This window comes from Pseudomonas mandelii (assembly GCF_024138395.1).
Taxonomy (GTDB): domain Bacteria; phylum Pseudomonadota; class Gammaproteobacteria; order Pseudomonadales; family Pseudomonadaceae; genus Aquipseudomonas; species Aquipseudomonas mandelii_E.
The window spans coordinates 29,767-48,298 of sequence record NZ_JAMYDU010000007.1 but is presented as its reverse complement, the minus strand read 5'-3'; the positions used below and the strand labels follow the sequence as shown (position 1 = coordinate 48,298).

The window sequence follows — 18,532 nt, the reverse complement described above, 5'->3', positions numbered from 1 at the left end:
TATGAGCCTTTTGGTCGCGCAATGGATTGCGGCAATCTTTCTATTCATCAGCCTGGTGCATCTGTACTGGGCCGCAGGTGGCAAGTGGGGCAGCGAGGCGGCGGTGCCGCGAGTGCCCGGGGAGGGCGGTGAGGCCTCAAGGCCCGCGTTCAAGCCGTCGGGCTTTGCCACATTGCTGGTGGCGGTGGGCTTGCTGCTGATCGCGATGCTGGTATGCCTGCGGGTCGGGCTGTATCTGCCCACGGTGCATCATTGGTCGCTGCAATGGGTGATCAGCGCAATCGCGATGCTGATGTTCGCCCGGGCGATCGGCGATTCGAATTTGGTGGGGTTCTTCAAGGAGGTCAAGGATTCGCAGTTTGCGCGGCTCGACACCTGGGCTTATTCACCGCTGTGTGTGGTGTTGGGGGCCGGGTTGTTGGCTGTCGCCTGGATCTGAAAAGCTTCGCGGGCAAGCCTCGCTCCTACAAGGTTTGCGCATAACCTGTAGGAGCGAGGCTTGCCCGCGAAGAGGCACCACCATTCAACACAAACCCGTGGATTTAACTCCCGCTTTCCGTACGCCGACTACTCACCTCCGCCGGTACATCATCCCCCGCCATGCGCTTGCGAAACAGCGCCGCCCGGGCCAGCAGCAGGGTGGTCACCGGCACGGTGATCGACAGCAGAACCGGAATCAGCCAGGCATGCAGCACCGGCGCCGATTTGAGCGCCGAAAAGTAAATGATCGAAGCCAATGCCACGCACCACGCGCCCAAGGTCGAGGCCAGTGCCGGCGGGTGCATGCGCTGGAAATAATCCTTCATCCGCAACAGCCCGACCGCGCCGATCAGCGTAAACAGGCTGCTGAGCACCAGCAGAATCGCCACGGCAATTTCCACCCACAGAGACAGTTCAGGCCTCATTCGATCACCTCGCCACGCAGCAGGAATTTGGCCAGGGCAAACGAGCCGACGAAGCCGAGCAGGGCGATCAGCAGTGCCGCCTCGAAGTAGGTGTCACTGGCATAACGAATGCCCAGCGTGAGCATCATCAGCATGGCGATGATGTACAGGTAATCCAGGGCCAGAACCCGATCCTGAGCCGACGGACCCTTGAACAGGCGGATCAGGGTCAGAATCATCGCCACCGAAAAAATGAACAGGCTCAACAGTATCGCGTTCGACAGCAATGCGCTCATTCGAAGATCTCCATCAAGGGGCGCTCGTAGGTCGTCTTGAAGTGCTGGATGAATTGGCTTTCGTCATCCAGATCGAAAACGTGCAGCAACAGAATGCTGCGATCCAGCGCCAGTTCCGACCAGACTGTGCCGGGCACTACCGTGCAGATCATCGACAGCGCCGCGAGGCCGTTGGCATCGCGCAAATCCAGTGGCACCTTGATGAACCGCGAGCGAGGAGCACGACGGCCCGCATTGAGCACGCCCCAGGCTACGGCGAGGTTGGACACCAGCACGTCGCGCCCGACCAGCAAGAACAAACGCACAATCACCCCGGGACGACGAATGCGGATCGGCAGGGGTCGCAGTTTGCGCATCATCAAAGGCGCGCAGAACCCCAGCACGGCGCCCAGCAGTAGATTGCCGGGGCTCATCGACAGGTTCAACACCAGCCACAGCAGCCACAACGCCAACGACAACCAGGGTGCAGGAAACAGACGCTTCATGGTTGCACCTCCACTTGTGCTGCGCTGGCCTGCGGGTTCGGAATCGGGCGTGTGCCGAGCACCGCCATCACGTATTGCTGCGGGTTATTCAATGCCTGGGCGGCGGCCTGGGTGTAGCGCAGCAGCGGTTCAGCCTTGAACGTCAGCGCAATGCTCAGCCCCAGCAGAATAACGATCGGCACGCATTCCAGGCGCCGCAGCAAGGGTGACGGCCGCTCTTGTGGGGTCCAGAAACGCTGGATGCCCAAACGCGCGAAAGCGATCAGCGAGGCCAGCCCGGACAGGATCAACAGGGCGAGCAGAGCCCACGCGCCATTCGATATCGGTTCGTCGCTGCCAATACCCAGCCCCATCGGATTGAGCAAAGCACTGAGCAGACTGAGTTTGCCGATAAACCCGGAAAGCGGCGGCATGCCGATGATCAGCAGGGCGCAGGCGATGAAGCTCAAACCGAGGAAGGCCATGGTCCAGGGAATCACCTGGCCGACCACGGCTTTCTGGTCGTCATCGAGGTTGAAGCCTTTGGGCGGCTGCAAGGATTCCAGCGGCCGTGGCAGCAACTCACCGTCATCGTCCAGCGGCATTTCATTCGCCGAACGCGAACGCTCGATCAACTCGGCCAGCAGGAACAGCGCGCTCAAGGCCAGGGTCGAGCTGACCAGATAGAACAACGCCGCGCCGATCAGGTTCGGCTGGGCGAAACCGATGGCCGACAACAGAATGCCTGCCGATACCAGAATGCTCAGGCTGGCCATGCGTTCCAGGCGTTGGGCGGCGAGGATCGCCACGGCGGCGCAGACGATGGTCGCCATGCCGCCGTAGATCAGCCAGTCGCCACCGAAGTACGCGGATGCTCCTGCCTGCCCGGAGAACAGCAGCGTCCACAGGCGCAGCAAGGTGTAGACGCCGACCTTGGTCATGATCGCGAACATTGCCGCTACTGGTGCGCTGGCCGCGGAATAGGCCGGCACCAGCCAGAAGTTCAGCGGCCACATCCCGGCCTTGGCCAGGAACGCCACCGCCAGAATCGCCGCGCCGGCATGCAGCAAGCCGCGATCGGCTTCGGGCACCAGCGGGATTTTCAGCGCCAGGTCGGCCATGTTCAGCGTGCCGGTGACGCCGTAGATCAGCGCCGCGCCAATCAGAAACAGCGACGAGGCCAGCAGATTGATCGAGATGTAATGCAGCCCCGACGACACCCGCGCCCGGCCCGAACCGTGCAGCATCAGCCCGTAGGAAGCGGCCAGCAGCACTTCGAAAAACACGAACAGGTTGAACAGGTCTGCCGTCAGGAAGGCGCCGTACAGGCCCATCAACTGAATCTGGAACAGCGCGTGGAAACTCGAACCCGCGCCATCCCAGCGCGCCATGGCGAACAGCAGGGCGCTGACGCCGATGATCCCGGTCAGCACCAGCATCAGCGCTGACAGACGATCGACTACCAGCACAATGCCGAACGGCACCGGCCAGTTGCCCGGCAGGTACACGCCGATGGAACCAGGAACGCCGGTGGTTTGCGTCCATTGCAGCAGCATCACGGCAATGCCCAGCCCCAGCAGGCTGGAGAACAGATTGATTTTGGCCTTTAACGGGCGATGTTTCTCGCCGAGCATCAGCATCACGGCGGCAGTCAGCAGCGGTAGCAGAATCGGTGCAGCGATCAGGTGCGCCATCGGATTCATTCTTTAGGCTCCCGGCCATCCACATGGTCGGTACCGGTCAGGCCCCGGGAGGCGAGCAGCACCACCAGGAACAGCGCGGTCATGGCGAAGCTGATGACGATCGCGGTCAGCACCAACGCTTGCGGCAGCGGGTCGGTGTAGTGCAGCAAATCCTGAGGCACGCCGTCCTTGATGTTCGGCTCCTTGCCGATGAACAGGCTGCCCATGCTGAAGATGAACAGGTTGACGCCGTAGGACAGCAGGCACAGACCCATGACCACCTGAAATGTCCGTGGCCGCAGCACCAGCCATACGCCGGACGCGGCCAGCACACCGATGGCGATTGCGATGACTTCTTCCATCAGATGGCTCCTTGCGTGGCAGCCGCTTTGGCCACGGGCTTGGGTTGCGCGCTGGTTTTATGACCGCGTACCGATTGGTGGGCGAGGGCGGTCAGGATCAACAGCGTCGAACCGACCACCACCGCGTACACGCCAATGTCGAAGAACAGCGCGCTGGCGATGTGAATGTCGCCCAGCAGCGGCAATGTGAAATGCCAGGTGTGGGTGGTGAGGAATGGATAGCCGGCCGCCATTGCCCCGAGCCCGGTGACCGTGGCGAACAGCAGCCCGGTGCCCATCCAGCGCAGCGGTCGCAGGCTCATTTGCGCCTCGACCCACTGGGTGCCGGCGACCATGTATTGCAGGATGAACGCCACCGACATCACCAGACCGGCGACGAAACCGCCACCGGGCTGATTGTGCCCGCGCAAGAACAGATAGAACGAGACCACCAGCGCGATCGGCAACAGCAAACGCACCAGCACCGCCGGCACCATCATGAAACCGAGCGCGGTGTCGCTGGCGTGACGCGGGTTGACCAAGTCGGTGACCACGTCGGGCGCGAGCAAGCGCTGTTGGGCCGGCAGTTGCAGGCTTTCTTTCGGTGGACGGAAGCGTCGCAGCAGGGCGAACACAGCCAGGGCCACGGCCACCAGCACGGTGATTTCGCCAAGGGTGTCGAAGCCACGGAAGTCCACCAGCATCACGTTGACCACGTTGCTGCCGCCGCCTTCGGACAGGGCGCGACTGAGGTAGAACGAAGAAATATCGTTGGGCGTCTGGCGCGTCAACATCGCGTAGGACAGCAGCGCCATGCCGCCACCGACCGTGATCGACAGCAGCAAGTCGCGGATACGGCGGATGCGTGCCTTGCGCAGACTGCTCGGCAACGGCGAGACCTCTTCGATCCGTCGCGGCAGCCAGCGCAGCCCGAGGAGGATGAGCACGGTGGTCACCACTTCCACTGCCAATTGCGTCAGGGCCAGATCCGGTGCCGAGAACCAGACGAAAGTCACGCAGGTCATCAGGCCGCAGACGCTGACCATGGTCAGGGCTGCGAGCCGGTGATACTTGGCTTGCCACGCCGCGCCAAGGGCACAGGCAATCGCCAGCAGCCAGAGGGTCACGAACACGATCGAGCCCGGAATTTTCGGCCGGTCGCCCCAGCTCAGGCTGCTGTGCAGCATCGGGATCAACCCCGCCAACACCGCGGCGAGCACCACCAGAAACAGTTGGGTTTGCAGGCGCCGAGTGCTGATCCGCCGTTCCAGACGACGGGCCAGGCGCATCATGATCACCAGACTGCGCTCGAACAGGCGCTTGCCGTTGAAATGGCTGATCACCGGCGGATGCGTGAAGCGCCCGCGCTTGAGCTGATTGCGCAGCAGCAGATAGAGGATGATGCCGCAGGACATGGCGATCAGACTCATGATCATCGGCGCGTTCCAGCCGTGCCAGATCGCCAGGCTGTACTCGGGCAGCGTGCCGCCCACCACCGGCAATGCCGCTGCCACGAGCAACGGGCCGACCACTTGCGCCGGGAAGATCCCCACCACCAGACAGGTGAACACCAGCAATTCCACCGGCGCACGCATCCAGCGTGGCGGTTCGTGCAGGGTGTGCGGCAGGTCGGTGGCGGTCGGGCCGAAGAACACATCGACGGTGAAGCGCAGGGAATAAGCCACGCTGAACGTCCCGGCGATGGTCGCGACGATCGGCAGGGTCATCTCGATCCAGGCCGTCGCGTTGATGAACACGGTTTCGGCGAAGAACATCTCTTTCGACAGGAAGCCATTGAGCAGCGGCACGCCGGCCATGGAGGCACTGGCGACCATGGCCAGGGTGGCGGTGAACGGGATCAGTTTGATCAGCCCACTGAGTTTGCGAATGTCCCGGGTGCCGCTTTCGTGGTCGATGATCCCGGCAGCCATGAACAGCGAGGCCTTGAACGTGGCGTGGTTGAGAATGTGGAACACTGCGGCCACGGCGGCCAACGGACTGTTCAGGCCCAGCAGCAGGGTGATCAGGCCCAGGTGGCTGATGGTCGAGTAGGCCAGCAGGCCCTTGAGGTCGTTCTGGAACATTGCGCAGTAAGCGCCGAGCAACAGCGTACAGGCCCCGGCCCCGCTGACGATGTAGAACCATTCTTCACTACCGGACAGCGACGGCCACAGGCGTGCGAGCAGGAAGACCCCGGCCTTGACCATGGTCGCCGAGTGCAGATAGGCAGAAACCGGTGTCGGCGCCGCCATGGCATGGGGCAGCCAGAAGTGGAAGGGGAATTGCGCACTTTTGCTCAGGGCGCCGATCAGGATCAGGGGAAGCAGAATAGGGTAGAGGGCATGTGCACGAATCAGATCGCCGGCGGCCAGGACCTTGTCCAGGTCGTAGCTGCCGACCACATGGCCGAGCAGCATGACCCCCGCCAGCAAACACAAACCGCCGGCGCCGGTGACCATCAACGCCATATAGGCACCACGTCGCGCATCGGCGCGGTGGTGCCAGTAGCCGATCAACAGGAATGAGAAGAGGCTGGTCAGTTCCCAGAAAAACACCATCTGGATCAGGTTGCCGGAAATCACCAACCCCAGCATGGCGCCCATGAACGCCAGGAAAAACGCGAAGAAGCGCGGCACCGGATCGTCCGGCGACATGTAATAGCGGGCGTACAAGGAAACCAGCGTGCCGATGCCTAGCACCAGCATCGAGAACAGCCAGGCGAAACCGTCCATGCGCAAAACGAAGTTCAAGCCAAGGCTGGGTAGCCAGAAGAACTCTTCGCGGATCACTCCGCCATCGGCGATTTGCGGGTACAAGAGGGCGACCTGGACGGTGCCGATAAGGGCAACCAGGCCAGCCAACAGCGATTCGGTGTTACGCGCATTGTGCGGCAGCAAGGCTGCCAGACAGCTGCCGATAAAAGGCAGAAGCAGTAGAACTATCAGAGACATAGGCTTCTAATCTGCGGAAGTTTGTGAAGCATCATACGTGCCAGCTCCCGGATCACCAAACGCCAAGCTGTCGCAGAATCCTACAAAGTGGATGGAAAATTCCTGTTTTTCCTTGTTTCGAAAGGCCGGTTTCAACCGTTCCGACCCCTTCGCGGGCAAGCCTCGCTCCTACAGGAAACGACACGAAATCGTAGGAGCGAGGCTTGCCCGCGAAAGCAATCTATCAATCACCGCAGATTTCACGCCTATCCCTGTGCTTCCTGCTCCAACTCCTCTTCAGGCGAAGCAACCTTACCCTTGGTCTTCAACTCACTGACAATCACCGCCGCCACAATCAATCCCGCCCCGACCAACGCAATCGCCGGCAACCGCTCCCCGGCTATCCGCCCGACAATCCCGGCCCATACCGGCTCCCCGGCGTAGATCAACGTCGCCCGCGTCGGCGACACACTCTTCTGCGCCCAGTTCATCGCCACCTGAATCGCCGCACTCGCCGCACCCAGCCCCAATGCGCTGCACAACAGCAACCACGAGAACCCCGGAATCACTTCCTGAGTCGGCACCACCATCAAAAACGCCAGCACCGACGTCACCGCCAGTTGCACCACCGTCACCCGACGCACGTCGACCTGGCCAGCATAGGTGCTGATAAGAATGATCTCCGCCGCAATCGCCACGGCGCTGATCAATGTGGCGATTTCACCGGGGCTGAAATTGAAAGAAGCGCCGGCAGGTCCCGACAGCAGCATCAACCCGGTAAAGGCCAGCATGATCCCGATGCTCGGCATCAACCCCGGACGCCGCCCCAGCACCAGCCATTGCAGCAACGGCACGAACGGCACATACAGCGCGGTAATAAATGCCGACTGACTGCTGGGGATGCTCTGCAAACCTACGGTCTGCAAGCCATAACCGAGCATGATCGCCACGCCGATAAACGCCCCGGCCTTGAGTTCGAACAGGGTCAGTTCGCGCAAATGACGCCAGGAGAACAGGGCAACGATGATTGCTGCCGCAGCAAAACGCAGACCGACGAAAAACATCGGCCCGCTGACGGTCATTGCATGCTGCACCAGCAAAAAGGTCCCGCCCCAGACCATGGTGATCAGCACCAACACGCACTCAGCTTTGCTGAACCGTGAGAAACGGGAGGAAGCAGGGGAGGAGTTCACCGACGTCATGACCTTGCGCGCTACCTGAGGGAGACGCACAATGCGCCGGAAGTTGGGCAGTATACTGCGCAACACCATCAAGTGAGCAATATAGTGCACAAAGATTCCACCCAACGGGCGTCGGTTCTCCAGCACGTCAGCCAGAACGTCCGACGTCTGCGTCACGCCGCCGACATGAGCCAGACTGCTTTGGCTGAAAAGTCCGGGGTCAGCCGCCGGATGCTGGTGGCCATCGAGGCCGGCGAGAAGAACGTCAGCCTGACCACTCTCGACCGGGTTGCCGAAGCGCTGGACGTAGCCTTCAGCGATCTGATCCAGGCCCCGGATGCCCGCGACCCGAGCCGCATCAACGAAGTCGCCTGGGCCGGAACGATCCCCGGCAGCAAAGCCGTTTTACTGTCAAAAGCCACCGCCACCCGCGAAGTGGAACAATGGGAATGGTGTCTGCAACCAGGCGAAATTTACCCGTCGCAACCGGATGCCGATGGCTGGAGCGAACAGCTCTACGTATTTGAAGGCTGCCTGACCCTGGTCCTGGGCGATAAGCAGCAACACATCACTGCCGGTGAGTTCTTCATGTTCGCCAGCAACCAGCCGCATTCCTATCGCAATGATGGTGCGGTGGCGACGCGGTTTGTGCGTAATGTGGTGATTTGACTGTTCGCCGATCAACACGGGGGTGAGCTTCCTGTTTGCCGAGCAAGCTACTAATGTGGCGCAAGTACGCCTCAATGGATCCGTGAGAACGCCATGACTGAAACACCAAGCGCACAGTTGACCCCCGCCATTCGCTACGCAGATATCCTGATCATCGGCGGCGGCCTCAGCGGCACGATGCTGGCCGCACAGTTGTTGCGTTTGCCGGGCAAACGTCAGGTGCTGGTGATCGAACCCCGGGCCGAACTTGGTCGGGGTGAAGCGTACAGCGCGGTGGAGTTGGGCCATACGCTCAATGGCAATGCGGCGCGAATGAGTGTCGATCCGGACAATGCCGATGACCTGACGCAATGGCTGACCGAGTACATCGCGGCGGGTGGTTGGCCGGAGTCGGATGAGCAGCATGTGCCGGTCAGTGAACTGTTTCCGCCGCGTGGTCTGTTTGGCGTGTATGTGCAGCAGCGTCTGGCCGAGGCACAGGTGGTGGGCGCGCGGCATGGCTCGACGGTGGAGCATGTGCGCGCGGAAGCGGTCGATGTGCGGATCGATATCGATTCGGTACGCCTAACCTTGAACGATGGCCAGCGTTTGCAAGGCGCCTATGCGGTGCTGGCCACGGGCATGTTCCCCGCCGCGCGCACGCCGCAAACCGAATCCAGCGGCTTGAACGCAGCAGCGCTCGACCCCTGGGATGTGACCGCCATGCGTCAACTCGATCCGCAGTCGACGGTGCTGATCATCGGCTCGGGCCTGACCATGGTCGATGCCGTGGTGTCGCTGGAGCAGGCCGGGCATCGCGGGCCGATCGAAGTGTTTTCCCGTCATGGTCTGCTGCCTCACGTGCGGCGACAGCCTCCGGCCTGGGCGGATTTTCTGGCGGAGGATCACAGCATCCGCACGCCGCGCCAATTGATGCGTGAACTGCGCCGGCATTGCCACGACGCCATCGCTCAGGGCATCGACTGGCAAGCGCCACTGGACACCGTACGAGCGCACATCGGGCGGCTGTGGAGTCAGGCGACGGATGTGCAGCGTCGCCAGTTCGTGCGGCATGTGCGGCCGTGGTGGGAAAGTCATCACCATCGTTCGCCGCCATTGAGTGCCGAGTTGGTGGAACGGTTGCACGGGGAAGGGCGGTTGCGGATTCAGGCTGCATCCTTCAAAGGGTTGGAGCCTTCATCGGCCGGCGGGGTGAATATCCGCATCCGTCGCCGTGGCGAGGCCGAAACCTGCGTGGTGCATGGCGCGGCGCTGATCAACTCCAGCGGTATCGAATACGACTGGCGGCGGGTGGCGCGCCCATTGCCGCAGCAGCTATTGGCGCGCGGGCTGGTACGGCCGGGGCCATTGGCGTTGGGGATTGCAGCCGCGGATGACGGCGCGGTACTAAGCGCTGAGGGACAGGTCGCCAGCCGTTTGTTCGCCATGGGCCCACCGTTGCGCGGGATGTGGTGGGAGAGCACGGCAGTGACCGATGTGGCGAGCCAGGCCAAGTCTCTTGCGGCGCGACTGGCGGATTGACAGACAGTTGGAGGGTGTTTTTTCGGATCTCATCGCGAGCAGGCTCGCTCCCACAGGGGATTTGCTGTGAATTGATCGTTCCCACGCTCTGCGTGGGAACGCAGCCCGGGACGCTCCGTGTCCCTCCTGAAGCCGAACGCAGAGCGTCCGTTGAGGCATTCCCACGCAGAGCGTGGGAACGATCGATCGCAGGCTTCGCCAGCCCCCACAGGGTTTTGCGTATTAAGCCACTACCCGATAACACGGCACATACTCCGCGCCGCCCGGCAGTTTCATCCGGTGCTGGGCGACGAAGGCTTTGAGCAATTTGTCCAGTGGCTGCATGACCGCGGCATCGCCACGGATTTGGTACGGCCCGTGTTCTTCGATCAGGCGGATGCCCTTGTCCTTGACGTTGCCGGCGACGATGCCGGAGAACGCGCGGCGCAGGTTGGCGGCCAGTTCGTGGGAGGGCAGATTGCGGCTCAATTGCAGGTTGGCCATGTTGGCGTGGGTCGGGTCGAAGGGGCGCTGGAAGCCTTCGTCAATCTTCAGCAGCCAGTTGAAATGGAACGCGTCGTTGCGCTCGCGACGGAACTGTTTGACCTCTTTCAGGCCTTGAGTCATTTGCCGTGCCACTTCAACCGGGTCGTCGATGATGATCTCGTAGTGCTGCTGCGCGGCTTCACCGAGGGTGGCACCGACGAAGGCGTGCAACTGTTCCAGATACGGCGCGGCGCTTTTCGGCCCGGTGAGGACCACGGGGAAGGGCAGGCCTTCATTGTCCGGGTGCATCAGGATGCCGAGCAGGTAGAGGAACTCTTCGGCCGTGCCCGCGCCACCCGGGAAAATGATGATGCCGTGGCCGACGCGGACGAAAGCTTCCAGACGTTTTTCGATGTCCGGCAGAATCACCAGTTCGTTGACGATCGGGTTCGGCGCTTCGGCGGCGATGATCCCGGGTTCGGTCAAGCCGAGGTAGCGGCCGCCGTGGATGCGCTGTTTGGCATGGGCGATGGTCGCGCCTTTCATCGGGCCTTTCATCACGCCCGGGCCGCAACCGGTGCAGATGTCCAGGCTGCGCAAACCGAGTTCGTGGCCGACTTTCTTGGTGTATTTGTATTCTTCGGTGTTGATCGAGTGGCCGCCCCAGCACACCACGATTTTCGGTTCGACGCCGGGGCGCAGGGTGCGGGCGTTGCGCAGCAAGTGGAAGACGTAATCGCTGATGCCCTGGGAGGTGCTCAGGTCGATGCTCAAGGCGTCGAGTTCGTTTTCGGTGTAGACGATGTCGCGCAGGGCGCTGAAGAGCATTTCGCGGGTGCTGGCGATCATTTCGCCGTCGACGAAGGCATCGGCCGGGGCGTTCAGCAGTTCCAGGCGCACGCCACGGTCTTGCTGGTGAATGCGGATTTCGAAGTCTTTGTAGGCTTCCAGAATGGTCTTGGCGTTATCGACGTGGGCGCCGGTATTGAGGATGGCCAGGGCGCACTGGCGGAAAAGGGTGTAGGTGATGCCGGATGAGGCTTCGCTCAGTTGTTGTACTTCACGTTGGGACAGTGTTTCCAGGCTGCCTTTAGGGCTGACCGAGGCGTTGATTACATGTCGTTGGGTCATTCAATGATCCTTAAAACGATGTCACCCGCCGGCAGGCGCATGGCATCCGAATAGTGTGTATCCATGATGAAGATGGCACGAACTGCGCTGTATCGCCATGTTCCCCGGTTTGACGATGAAAAGATGAAAAGGAGCCCCAGCATAGCTAAATCCCTCGCAGAGGCGATAATGCCCCGCACTCTTTTTGCCACAGAGCCCTTTACCATTGACGCAAGGAACCCCGTCGCGATGTTCGAAATCCAGCCAATGAATGCCCAAACCTATCGACGCCAGACGCGGCGCAGCACAGTGATCATCGCCCTGATGTTCCTGGCGCTGGCGATGGTGCTGTCCACGGCGGCGGTGGCGTTGTTCGGTGAGCCCGGCGGCGACAACCTGCGTTTTAACGTGGGCGGGGTGTTTGCCGCATTGTTGCTGATGGTAGCGCTGATGCGCGGCACGTTCTGGACCCAGCAATGGATGGCGCCAGCGGTCTACGGTTGGCAGCTCAAGCGCAGCCTGATGAGCATCACCAACGTCATGCACCAGGTCACGGCGGCAGTGGAGAAGGGCGATCCGAGCGCCATGAAGCTGCTGCGTTTTTATCATCTGGGACTGAGCCAGATGCACCAGTTGGACGGCAACTCCAGCGACCATAGCCAGCTGATCCGTGAGATGGACCAGCACAAGGCGCGGATGGAAGCGCTGGGCATCGAGACCGAACAGACGCAATTGAACCCGGCCTGGCTTGAGGCGGTGAAGCAGACTCAGAAGTAGGCTGACGATCACGGCGATGAGCATTTTTGTGCAAATCACCTATCGTATTCGTTGATGAGTCATAGTGGTCCGAGCGCCAGCCACGGCTGGCTGGCGCTAAAAGGGCGAACGGGAAAATTCGCCATGTCATAAGGGATTAAGGAAGCGTCATGGGGCATCCGTCCGTCAAAGATCGAATTGAAAGCGCCCGGCTCGCTACGCCTTGGGTGCCCGGCCAGGTCGAGTCGAAACTAAGGGTTCGATACGCAGTCTTCCTGCTCGTTGCGGTGTGCCTGTCCATGACGGCCATTGCGATCGGGGAAGGCTGGAACGCGCGTCAGTATCATTTGCGCGGCAGCGAAGTGGAGATGTCCAATCTGGCGCAAACCCTGGCCTCACAGGCGCAGGCCTCGATCAAGCAGGCCGACACGCTGCTGTTTGCCGTGGTGGACCGTCTCGAAAACGACGGCATGGACCCCGCGAAAATTCCCAGACTGCAACGTTTGCTCCAGGCCCAGCGCAGTGAACTGGCGCAGATCCATGGGCTGTTCGTTTTCGACGAAGAAGGAAGCTGGCTTGCCAACTCCAACAACGCTGTGCGGGCCAATGCCAATAACTCCGACCGTGAATATTTCATCTACCACCGTGATCACCCCGAACGCGGCCCTCATATTGGCCCATCGATAAGAAGTCGTTCGACCGGTGAGTGGGTCATGACCGTGTCACGCAGGATCAATCACGCCGATGGCCGGTTTGCCGGCGTGGTGGCGGCATCAATCTATCTCAACCATTTCCTGGACCTGTACAACAGCATCGACATGGGCAGTAACGGGGTGGTCAATCTGATCGCCGACGACGCCACCATCATCGTTCGCCGCCCGTTCAACGAAACCGATATCGGCACCAGCGTCGCCAAGGGGCCGCTGTTTACCCAGTTGTTGCCCAAGGGCAATTCCGGAACGGCCATCGTCAAATCCTATGTGGACGGGGTGGAGCGGGTGGTGGGGTTTCGGCGGGTAGAGGGTTATCCGCTTGTCATTTTTGCCGCGCTCGACAAGGAAGAAGTCCTGGCCAGTTGGCGGCAGGAGTCGATACTCACTGCGGGCATCGTCTCATTGCTGCTGGGGTTTCTGGGCGTGCTGGGCTATCGCCTGATCCGCGTGATGAAGCAGCAGAATAATATTCAGAACGAATTGCTGGAGGCTCGGGACAAACTCATTGAGGTCAACCATAGCCTCAAGTTGCTGGCACTGGAGGATGCACTGACCGGGCTTTCCAACCGGCGTCAATTCGACCTGTTCATCCTGGCGGAAATGGGCCGCGCCAGGCGCACCCACACCAGCCTTGCGTTGCTGATGATCGATGTCGATCATTTCAAGAGTTTCAATGATCACTACGGACATCTGGCGGGTGATGAGTGTTTGCGCAAGCTCAGCACCATCATTACCGACAACATCCAGCGCCCGGGCGATCTTGCTGCCCGCTTCGGTGGTGAGGAGTTTACGGTGGTGCTGCCTGGCACCGATTATGTGGGGGCATTTCTGGTGGCGGAAAAGATTCGGCGCGCGGTTCAGCAAATGGACATCAAGCACAGCGGCAGCCCCGAAGGCATCGTCACGGTCAGTCTGGGGGTCTGCGCCTATAACCAGACATCGCAGAGCGAGCCGGAAGACTTGATTGGTGCAGCAGACAAGGCGCTGTATGTGGCCAAGGCCAGTGGCCGGAACATGAGCGTCATTGCCAATTGAACTCAACCGGACCGGTTACTGCCCTGAATGAGTCGGACGCCGCAATTTCCATAAACGGATCAGCCGCAGGTAGATCAGCACGTTGATCGCCAGTACCACGCTGCCCAGCCCCAGCTGAATCGTGGGTGTCAGCCCGGCCGGGTAAATAATCGGCCACACATAATGTTCAATAAAACCACCGCCGTAACCGGTTTGCCCGGCCGCATGGCGCATGAGGTTTTCCCAATCGGTCAGTGGGCACGTCAGGTGGAAAACTTCCACGATCACGCCCCACGCGGCGGCGGGCAGGTGCCACCAGGCCAAGTGGTGCCATTTGAGCACCAGCAGCCCCCCGAACAGCACGAACAGAATGAACAACAAGTGAGACAGGACCAGCCCGTCGGCGGCGATTCGGTAGAGCATGTCGATGCCCTGGCGCGTTATGTGAGTCGTTCCATGGTACTCGCGCCGGATGATCGCCAAAAGTGCGCAAGATTGTTCAAGCCATTGGCCGCGACTGCTGGCACAGTCTGGGGTCTTTCCCTGGTTGTAGAGCGTTATGTCCAACTCACTCATGCCGCGCAGCGCTTTCCTTCGCGGTGCCGCGGCCATCATGCCCTTGTCTCTGGCGACCGCGCCTTGGGGGCTGCTGGCCGGGTCCATGGCCATCGAGGCCAATCTCACCCCCCTGCAAGGCCAAGGCTTGTCGAGCATCGTGTTTGCCGGCGCGGCTCAATTGGTCGCTATCGGCATGCTCAAGGGCGGCGCCGGTGTCTTTTCGATTCTGTTGACCACATTGTTGCTGACCTCCCAGCATTTGCTTTACGGGATGAGCATGCGTTCGGTGATTTCCCCGTTGCCGGGCCGCTGGCGTGTGGGGCTGGGCTTTTTGCTCACCGATGAATTGTTCGCCCTGACCAGTCAGCATGACAAACAGCAGTTCAATCGCTGGTACGCCCTGGGCGTGGGTCTGACGTTTTACATCGCCTGGAACCTCTTCACTCTCGCGGGCATTGTGCTGGGCAGCAGCATTCCGGGCCTTGAACACCTGGGGCTGGACTTCTCCATTGCGGCGACCTTTATCGCCTTGATCACACCGGTGGTGCGCAACGTTCCGACGGTGGTCTGCGTGGCGGTCTCACTGTTCTGTTCGGTGTTGTTCAGCTATTGGCAATGGGGCTCGGCGCTGGTGCTGTCTGGGTTGGCGGGCATGACCGCAGGCTTTATCTGCAACAAACTCTACGTGGGGCGCACATGATGGTCTGGGCTGTGATTATCGGGATGGGCCTGCTGGTATTCCTGAACCGCTACGTATTTCTCGAGCCTCGACTGCCGCTGCGCTTGAGCAGCAATGCCCGGCAGTTCCTCGGTTTCGCGGTGCCGGGCATGCTCACCGCGATCTGCGGGCCGATCGTGTTCATGCCCGACAAGCAGTTGAACCTGCAATGGGACAATCCTTATCTGATCAGTTCGCTGGTGGCGGTGGGCCTGGTGCTTTACACCCGCAACACCTTGCTGAGTATGTTGTTAAGCATGGGGTTCTTCTTTTTGCTGCGGTGGTGGCTCTGAGTCGTCTCATCCGAAACTGTTCTACGCTTAAAACAGATGACAGATCTTTTTGAGAAAGGAAGGGAGGTGGACATGGCCACTGAACCAACACGTCCGGACCCGGATGAGGACATCGATGAACCGACGGAGGAAGAGCTCGAGCGGCAGAGGCGTTCGAGGCCGGACTGGAAGCATCCTGACGACGGTAAAGAGCTGTCGGATCGCGACCAAGAACGCCCGCTGAAACCCTGATCGGCTTGTACATACCCAAAAGCCCCGCCATGGAAAGCGGGGCTTTTTAGTTGCGGGCACTTACAAGCAAGATCAAAAGATCGCAGCCTTCGGCAGCTCCTACCGGGTGTATGCCATTCCAATGTAGGAGCTGGCGCAGTCTGCGATCTTTTGCTTGTGCGCCAGGCATGGCGCGTTGCGCGTAAGCGCAATACGCGAGTCCGGGAGCGGGCGCTGGAACCAAACACTGTGTACCCTTATCCAACCTCGGCTTGCAGCGATCTGCAGGTCGGTCGAGGGATGAATGGGCGAGGGGTTTTTGCCATTAAACGTGATGACCGCAAGGTCTGGCCCAAGGCAAAACATGAAACAGTTGGTCAAGGTTTTCTCCGCGTTCGCCATCGCAGTCGGCCTGCTGGGCTGCATCGCCGCGCCCATTGAAATGACGCCGCAGACGCAACAAAGTCTGCGCACGCAAGCACCGATCCGCTTCCTGCTGACCTTCGACGACGGACCCAGCGCGTCCGGTTTTTATAACCCGACCGTCACCGTGCTCGACAGCCTCGCGCGCAATCCGCTGCAACCCGACATTAAAGCCGTGTTCTTCGTGCAGACCCGTGACTCACGCGCCGGCGGCAGTGAAGCGGGTCGACAGATCATGCGTCGCGAACACGCCGAAGGTCACCTGTTGGGCTTCCACACCGCCACGCGCCGGCACACCAACCATCGTTCGCTGGACCCGCAAGAACTGGAACAGTCGCTCACTGATGGCAGCGCAGACATCGCCGCGATCAGCAAAGCCTCGCCGACCCTGGTGCGTCCACCTTTCTGGAACTACGACAAGCGCACCTTCGCCGCTTATCAAAAACATGGCATGCAAGTATTGCTAACCGACCTGAGCGCCAATGACGGCAAGATCTGGGGCTTCAACGCCAGCCCCCGTCGGCGGGCCAATATGCTGTTGCAACTGTCCGAAGTCCGCGAGCGCATCGCCCGCGGTGAATTGCCGACGGTGGATGGGGTGATTCCGGTGGTGGTGACCTTTCACGACCTGAATCGCTACACCGCGCGGCATACCCGCGAATACCTGCAAATCCTCCTCGACAGCGCCACGGCCACCGGTCTGGTCACGGCGCAGAAAGCGTTTTACGACGACACGGCAGCGCTGCAGCGGGCGGCCATGGCGCGGACTGTCCGTGACAGTTCAGAGGCGGTTGAGTTGCCCGGGCTCTGGCACTGGTTATGGGGCGCAGATACCCACTGAACGATGCCGGGCGCTTAACTGTTCAAAATGAGAAGTAGCTAACACTAATTGTTAGCGTTCGCTGGCGCAGGTTTATTGAAGTTGATCTACGCTGAGTGGATCCAATCGGAAAACCGTCCCCGAGGGCGCTCGTCATGGTTCCAGTTCCCCAGCTGTGCAGCATTGTGGAGTCCGGTTTCAAACCGTTGTCCTGCGAATGCACCGTGAATCGCGATGAAACATTGCGGATCAAGGTCTTCGATCACAGCACCGGGCGGATTGAGCTGTTGATTACCGGCGTATCGCCCGATGAATTGACCAGTGTCCGCGATATTTCCAACCTGATCGGAGAACTTCGCACCGAAATGCGCGCCGGGCGCCGAGCTCTCGCCGGCGTAATGGCTTAACGCACTCCTTTGTAGGAGCTGGCGAAGCCTGCGATCTTTTGATCTTTGGCATTTTCGAAATCAAAAAGATCGCAGCCTGCGGCAGCTCCTACGCCGAACGCGGCCTCGCTGGGGCTCGACAGCTGCTACAGCAGTGTAATGGCCTGATTTACGAACCTTCGCGCGGCAGCAGTTCATCGATCATCCGCAAACAATGATTCAACCCCGGCGATACATCGCCCACGCGCCTGCTGAGGATGATCGGCGAGGTGGCGTTGTCTTCCAGCACCGGGGTGAAGCCGATGTCGTCGCGGTGCAGCAACTGCACTGAGGCCGGCACCAACGTCACCCCGATTCCCGCCCCCACCAGACCGATTGCTGTTTGCAGCTCGTTGGTCCATTGCGCCACGTTGATGTGCACGCCACAGGATTCGAATAACGCGATCACATGGTCGGCGTAGCTGGGCCGTGGGTTGCCGGGGTAGAGCACGAAGGGTTCTTTTGCCAGGTCACGAAGGCTGATCGGCCCGGCCAGTAATGGATGGCCGGCGGGCAGGGCGGCGACCAGCCGGTCTTCCGTCAAAACGGTCTGGGTTATCGCCGGGTCGTCGATGCGGATTCGCCCGAAACCAATGTCGATGCGCCCGGCCTTGAGGGCCTGCACCTGTTGCAAAGTGGTCATTTCCGAGAGCCCCAACTCAAGCGCCAGCGGCTCCCCACTGCGCAGTCGGCGAATCAGTTCCGGCAGCACGCCATAGAGGGTCGATGGCGCAAAGCCGATGCCCAGCCAGGTCTTTTCGCCCAAACCAATCCGTCGCGTGTTGTCGCAAACCTTGCCCAGTTGTTCGAGCAGGGCGGTGGAATGTTCATGGAAAAACCGCCCGGCATCGGTCAGCTTCAGCGGTCGGCCACGTTCCAGCAGAAGCACCCCGAGTTCGTCTTCCAGCTGCTGGATCTGCCGGCTCAGCGGCGGTTGGGCGATGTGCAGCAGTTCGGCGGCGCGGGTGAAGTTGAGGGTTTGAGCCAACACCTGAAAATACCGCAGGTGACGCAGTTCCATGAGGCCTCCGGACGTTGATCGGTTAAATACCTTTAAGG

The 18,532-nt window shown here is 60.7% G+C and carries 20 protein-coding genes; 10 read left to right on the top strand and 10 right to left on the bottom strand.

Annotated features, from left to right (window positions below; all coding sequences use genetic code 11):
* Position 1: 1 nt before the first annotated feature.
* Positions 2-439 carry a DUF3995 domain-containing protein gene (locus NHU87_RS13525; RefSeq protein WP_253549063.1) on the top strand — a complete coding sequence of 146 codons (438 nt, stop codon included), beginning with the start codon at positions 2-4 and terminating at the stop codon, positions 437-439.
* A gap of 103 nt (positions 440-542) precedes the next feature.
* Here the strand turns inward: NHU87_RS13525 and NHU87_RS13520 are convergent, their stop codons facing one another.
* From NHU87_RS13520 to NHU87_RS13490, 7 genes are all read right to left on the bottom strand, one after another.
* Positions 543-905: a Na+/H+ antiporter subunit G gene (locus NHU87_RS13520; RefSeq protein ID WP_007895414.1), complete on the bottom strand. Its 363-nt coding sequence runs from the start codon at positions 903-905 to the stop codon at positions 543-545.
* Complete coding sequence (locus tag NHU87_RS13515; protein WP_253549061.1) at positions 902-1,180, bottom strand: K+/H+ antiporter subunit F; 279 nt, start codon at positions 1,178-1,180, stop codon at positions 902-904. Before NHU87_RS13515 ends, NHU87_RS13520 begins: the two co-directional genes overlap by 4 nt.
* The gene (locus NHU87_RS13510; protein WP_253549059.1) at positions 1,177-1,665 is read right to left on the bottom strand and encodes a Na+/H+ antiporter subunit E; all 489 of its coding nucleotides are present in this window, start codon (positions 1,663-1,665) and stop codon (positions 1,177-1,179) included. The genes NHU87_RS13515 and NHU87_RS13510 overlap by 4 nt, the downstream gene beginning before the upstream one ends.
* Entirely contained in the window at positions 1,662-3,347 is a 1,686-nt protein-coding gene (locus NHU87_RS13505) for a monovalent cation/H+ antiporter subunit D (protein WP_253549057.1), read from the bottom strand. The genes NHU87_RS13510 and NHU87_RS13505 overlap by 4 nt, the downstream gene beginning before the upstream one ends.
* Positions 3,344-3,688 (bottom strand): Na+/H+ antiporter subunit C, encoded by a 345-nt coding sequence (locus NHU87_RS13500; RefSeq protein WP_008029186.1) that lies wholly within the window; start codon positions 3,686-3,688, stop codon positions 3,344-3,346. The genes NHU87_RS13505 and NHU87_RS13500 overlap by 4 nt, the downstream gene beginning before the upstream one ends.
* Positions 3,688-6,618 carry a monovalent cation/H+ antiporter subunit A gene (locus NHU87_RS13495; RefSeq protein ID WP_253549055.1) on the bottom strand — a complete coding sequence of 977 codons (2,931 nt, stop codon included), beginning with the start codon at positions 6,616-6,618 and terminating at the stop codon, positions 3,688-3,690. Before NHU87_RS13495 ends, NHU87_RS13500 begins: the two co-directional genes overlap by 1 nt.
* A 245-nt stretch (positions 6,619-6,863) precedes the next feature.
* A complete protein-coding gene (locus tag NHU87_RS13490) occupies positions 6,864-7,868 on the bottom strand; it encodes a DMT family transporter (RefSeq protein WP_253549548.1) in 1,005 nt (334 codons plus the stop codon).
* A 15-nt stretch (positions 7,869-7,883) separates the two neighbouring features.
* On the opposite strand from NHU87_RS13490, the gene NHU87_RS13485 reads away from it, so the two are divergent.
* Both NHU87_RS13485 and NHU87_RS13480 read left to right on the top strand, forming a co-directional pair.
* Positions 7,884-8,447 carry a helix-turn-helix domain-containing protein gene (locus NHU87_RS13485; protein WP_253549053.1) on the top strand — a complete coding sequence of 188 codons (564 nt, stop codon included), beginning with the start codon at positions 7,884-7,886 and terminating at the stop codon, positions 8,445-8,447.
* Between the two features lie 93 nt (positions 8,448-8,540).
* Positions 8,541-9,968 (top strand): FAD/NAD(P)-binding protein, encoded by a 1,428-nt coding sequence (locus NHU87_RS13480; RefSeq protein ID WP_253549051.1) that lies wholly within the window; start codon positions 8,541-8,543, stop codon positions 9,966-9,968.
* Positions 9,969-10,190: 222 nt separating this feature from the next.
* On the opposite strand, the gene ppnN is transcribed toward NHU87_RS13480, so the two are convergent.
* Positions 10,191-11,564: a nucleotide 5'-monophosphate nucleosidase PpnN gene (gene ppnN, locus NHU87_RS13475; RefSeq protein ID WP_253549049.1), complete on the bottom strand. Its 1,374-nt coding sequence runs from the start codon at positions 11,562-11,564 to the stop codon at positions 10,191-10,193.
* 228 nt (positions 11,565-11,792) lie between these two features.
* Between ppnN and NHU87_RS13470 the strand changes: the two genes are divergently transcribed.
* Both NHU87_RS13470 and NHU87_RS13465 read left to right on the top strand, forming a co-directional pair.
* On the top strand, positions 11,793-12,320 hold the full coding sequence (locus tag NHU87_RS13470; protein ID WP_253549047.1) for a DUF3087 domain-containing protein: 528 nt from the start codon (positions 11,793-11,795) through the stop codon (positions 12,318-12,320).
* A 149-nt stretch (positions 12,321-12,469) separates the two neighbouring features.
* Entirely contained in the window at positions 12,470-14,047 is a 1,578-nt protein-coding gene (locus NHU87_RS13465) for a sensor domain-containing diguanylate cyclase (RefSeq protein WP_253549045.1), read from the top strand.
* Positions 14,048-14,062: 15 nt separating this feature from the next.
* On the opposite strand, the gene NHU87_RS13460 is transcribed toward NHU87_RS13465, so the two are convergent.
* Positions 14,063-14,449 (bottom strand): DUF2784 domain-containing protein, encoded by a 387-nt coding sequence (locus NHU87_RS13460; RefSeq protein WP_253549546.1) that lies wholly within the window; start codon positions 14,447-14,449, stop codon positions 14,063-14,065.
* Positions 14,450-14,585: 136 nt separating this feature from the next.
* Here NHU87_RS13460 and NHU87_RS13455 point away from each other — a divergent pair, with 136 nt between their 5' ends.
* The 5 genes from NHU87_RS13455 (at position 14,586) to NHU87_RS13435 (ending at position 17,455) form a co-directional block, all read left to right on the top strand.
* Entirely contained in the window at positions 14,586-15,284 is a 699-nt protein-coding gene (locus NHU87_RS13455; RefSeq protein ID WP_032830637.1) for an AzlC family ABC transporter permease, read from the top strand.
* Positions 15,284-15,595: an AzlD domain-containing protein gene (locus NHU87_RS13450; protein ID WP_253549544.1), complete on the top strand. Its 312-nt coding sequence runs from the start codon at positions 15,284-15,286 to the stop codon at positions 15,593-15,595. The genes NHU87_RS13455 and NHU87_RS13450 overlap by 1 nt, the downstream gene beginning before the upstream one ends.
* 72 nt (positions 15,596-15,667) lie before the next feature.
* Positions 15,668-15,826 (top strand): hypothetical protein, encoded by a 159-nt coding sequence (locus NHU87_RS13445; protein WP_253549043.1) that lies wholly within the window; start codon positions 15,668-15,670, stop codon positions 15,824-15,826.
* A gap of 343 nt (positions 15,827-16,169) precedes the next feature.
* Positions 16,170-17,069 carry a polysaccharide deacetylase family protein gene (locus tag NHU87_RS13440; protein ID WP_253549041.1) on the top strand — a complete coding sequence of 300 codons (900 nt, stop codon included), beginning with the start codon at positions 16,170-16,172 and terminating at the stop codon, positions 17,067-17,069.
* Positions 17,070-17,203: 134 nt separating this feature from the next.
* The gene (locus tag NHU87_RS13435) at positions 17,204-17,455 is read left to right on the top strand and encodes a DUF1652 domain-containing protein (RefSeq protein WP_253549039.1); all 252 of its coding nucleotides are present in this window, start codon (positions 17,204-17,206) and stop codon (positions 17,453-17,455) included.
* Between the two features lie 148 nt (positions 17,456-17,603).
* On the opposite strand, the gene NHU87_RS13430 is transcribed toward NHU87_RS13435, so the two are convergent.
* Entirely contained in the window at positions 17,604-18,494 is an 891-nt protein-coding gene (locus NHU87_RS13430) for a LysR family transcriptional regulator (RefSeq protein WP_253549037.1), read from the bottom strand.
* Positions 18,495-18,532 lie beyond the last annotated feature (38 nt).

What these genes read in the sequence shown, in the direction of transcription:
- NHU87_RS13445 (WP_253549043.1), top strand. Translation starts at nt 15,668, where the DNA reads ATGGCCACTGAACCAACACGTCCGGACCCGGATGAGGACATCGATGAA.
- NHU87_RS13520 (WP_007895414.1), bottom strand. Translation starts at nt 905, where the DNA reads ATGAGGCCTGAACTGTCTCTGTGGGTGGAAATTGCCGTGGCGATTCTG.
- NHU87_RS13495 (WP_253549055.1), bottom strand. Translation starts at nt 6,618, where the DNA reads ATGTCTCTGATAGTTCTACTGCTTCTGCCTTTTATCGGCAGCTGTCTG.
- NHU87_RS13465 (WP_253549045.1), top strand. Translation starts at nt 12,470, where the DNA reads ATGGGGCATCCGTCCGTCAAAGATCGAATTGAAAGCGCCCGGCTCGCT.
- ppnN (WP_253549049.1), bottom strand. Translation starts at nt 11,564, where the DNA reads ATGACCCAACGACATGTAATCAACGCCTCGGTCAGCCCTAAAGGCAGC.
- NHU87_RS13435 (WP_253549039.1), top strand. Translation starts at nt 17,204, where the DNA reads ATGGTTCCAGTTCCCCAGCTGTGCAGCATTGTGGAGTCCGGTTTCAAA.
- NHU87_RS13505 (WP_253549057.1), bottom strand. Translation starts at nt 3,347, where the DNA reads ATGAATCCGATGGCGCACCTGATCGCTGCACCGATTCTGCTACCGCTG.
- NHU87_RS13490 (WP_253549548.1), bottom strand. Translation starts at nt 7,868, where the DNA reads ATGGTGTTGCGCAGTATACTGCCCAACTTCCGGCGCATTGTGCGTCTC.
- NHU87_RS13500 (WP_008029186.1), bottom strand. Translation starts at nt 3,688, where the DNA reads ATGGAAGAAGTCATCGCAATCGCCATCGGTGTGCTGGCCGCGTCCGGC.
- NHU87_RS13460 (WP_253549546.1), bottom strand. Translation starts at nt 14,449, where the DNA reads ATGCTCTACCGAATCGCCGCCGACGGGCTGGTCCTGTCTCACTTGTTG.
- NHU87_RS13470 (WP_253549047.1), top strand. Translation starts at nt 11,793, where the DNA reads ATGTTCGAAATCCAGCCAATGAATGCCCAAACCTATCGACGCCAGACG.
- NHU87_RS13510 (WP_253549059.1), bottom strand. Translation starts at nt 1,665, where the DNA reads ATGAAGCGTCTGTTTCCTGCACCCTGGTTGTCGTTGGCGTTGTGGCTG.
- NHU87_RS13440 (WP_253549041.1), top strand. Translation starts at nt 16,170, where the DNA reads ATGAAACAGTTGGTCAAGGTTTTCTCCGCGTTCGCCATCGCAGTCGGC.
- NHU87_RS13450 (WP_253549544.1), top strand. Translation starts at nt 15,284, where the DNA reads ATGGTCTGGGCTGTGATTATCGGGATGGGCCTGCTGGTATTCCTGAAC.
- NHU87_RS13515 (WP_253549061.1), bottom strand. Translation starts at nt 1,180, where the DNA reads ATGAGCGCATTGCTGTCGAACGCGATACTGTTGAGCCTGTTCATTTTT.
- NHU87_RS13455 (WP_032830637.1), top strand. Translation starts at nt 14,586, where the DNA reads ATGTCCAACTCACTCATGCCGCGCAGCGCTTTCCTTCGCGGTGCCGCG.
- NHU87_RS13430 (WP_253549037.1), bottom strand. Translation starts at nt 18,494, where the DNA reads ATGGAACTGCGTCACCTGCGGTATTTTCAGGTGTTGGCTCAAACCCTC.
- NHU87_RS13480 (WP_253549051.1), top strand. Translation starts at nt 8,541, where the DNA reads ATGACTGAAACACCAAGCGCACAGTTGACCCCCGCCATTCGCTACGCA.
- NHU87_RS13525 (WP_253549063.1), top strand. Translation starts at nt 2, where the DNA reads ATGAGCCTTTTGGTCGCGCAATGGATTGCGGCAATCTTTCTATTCATC.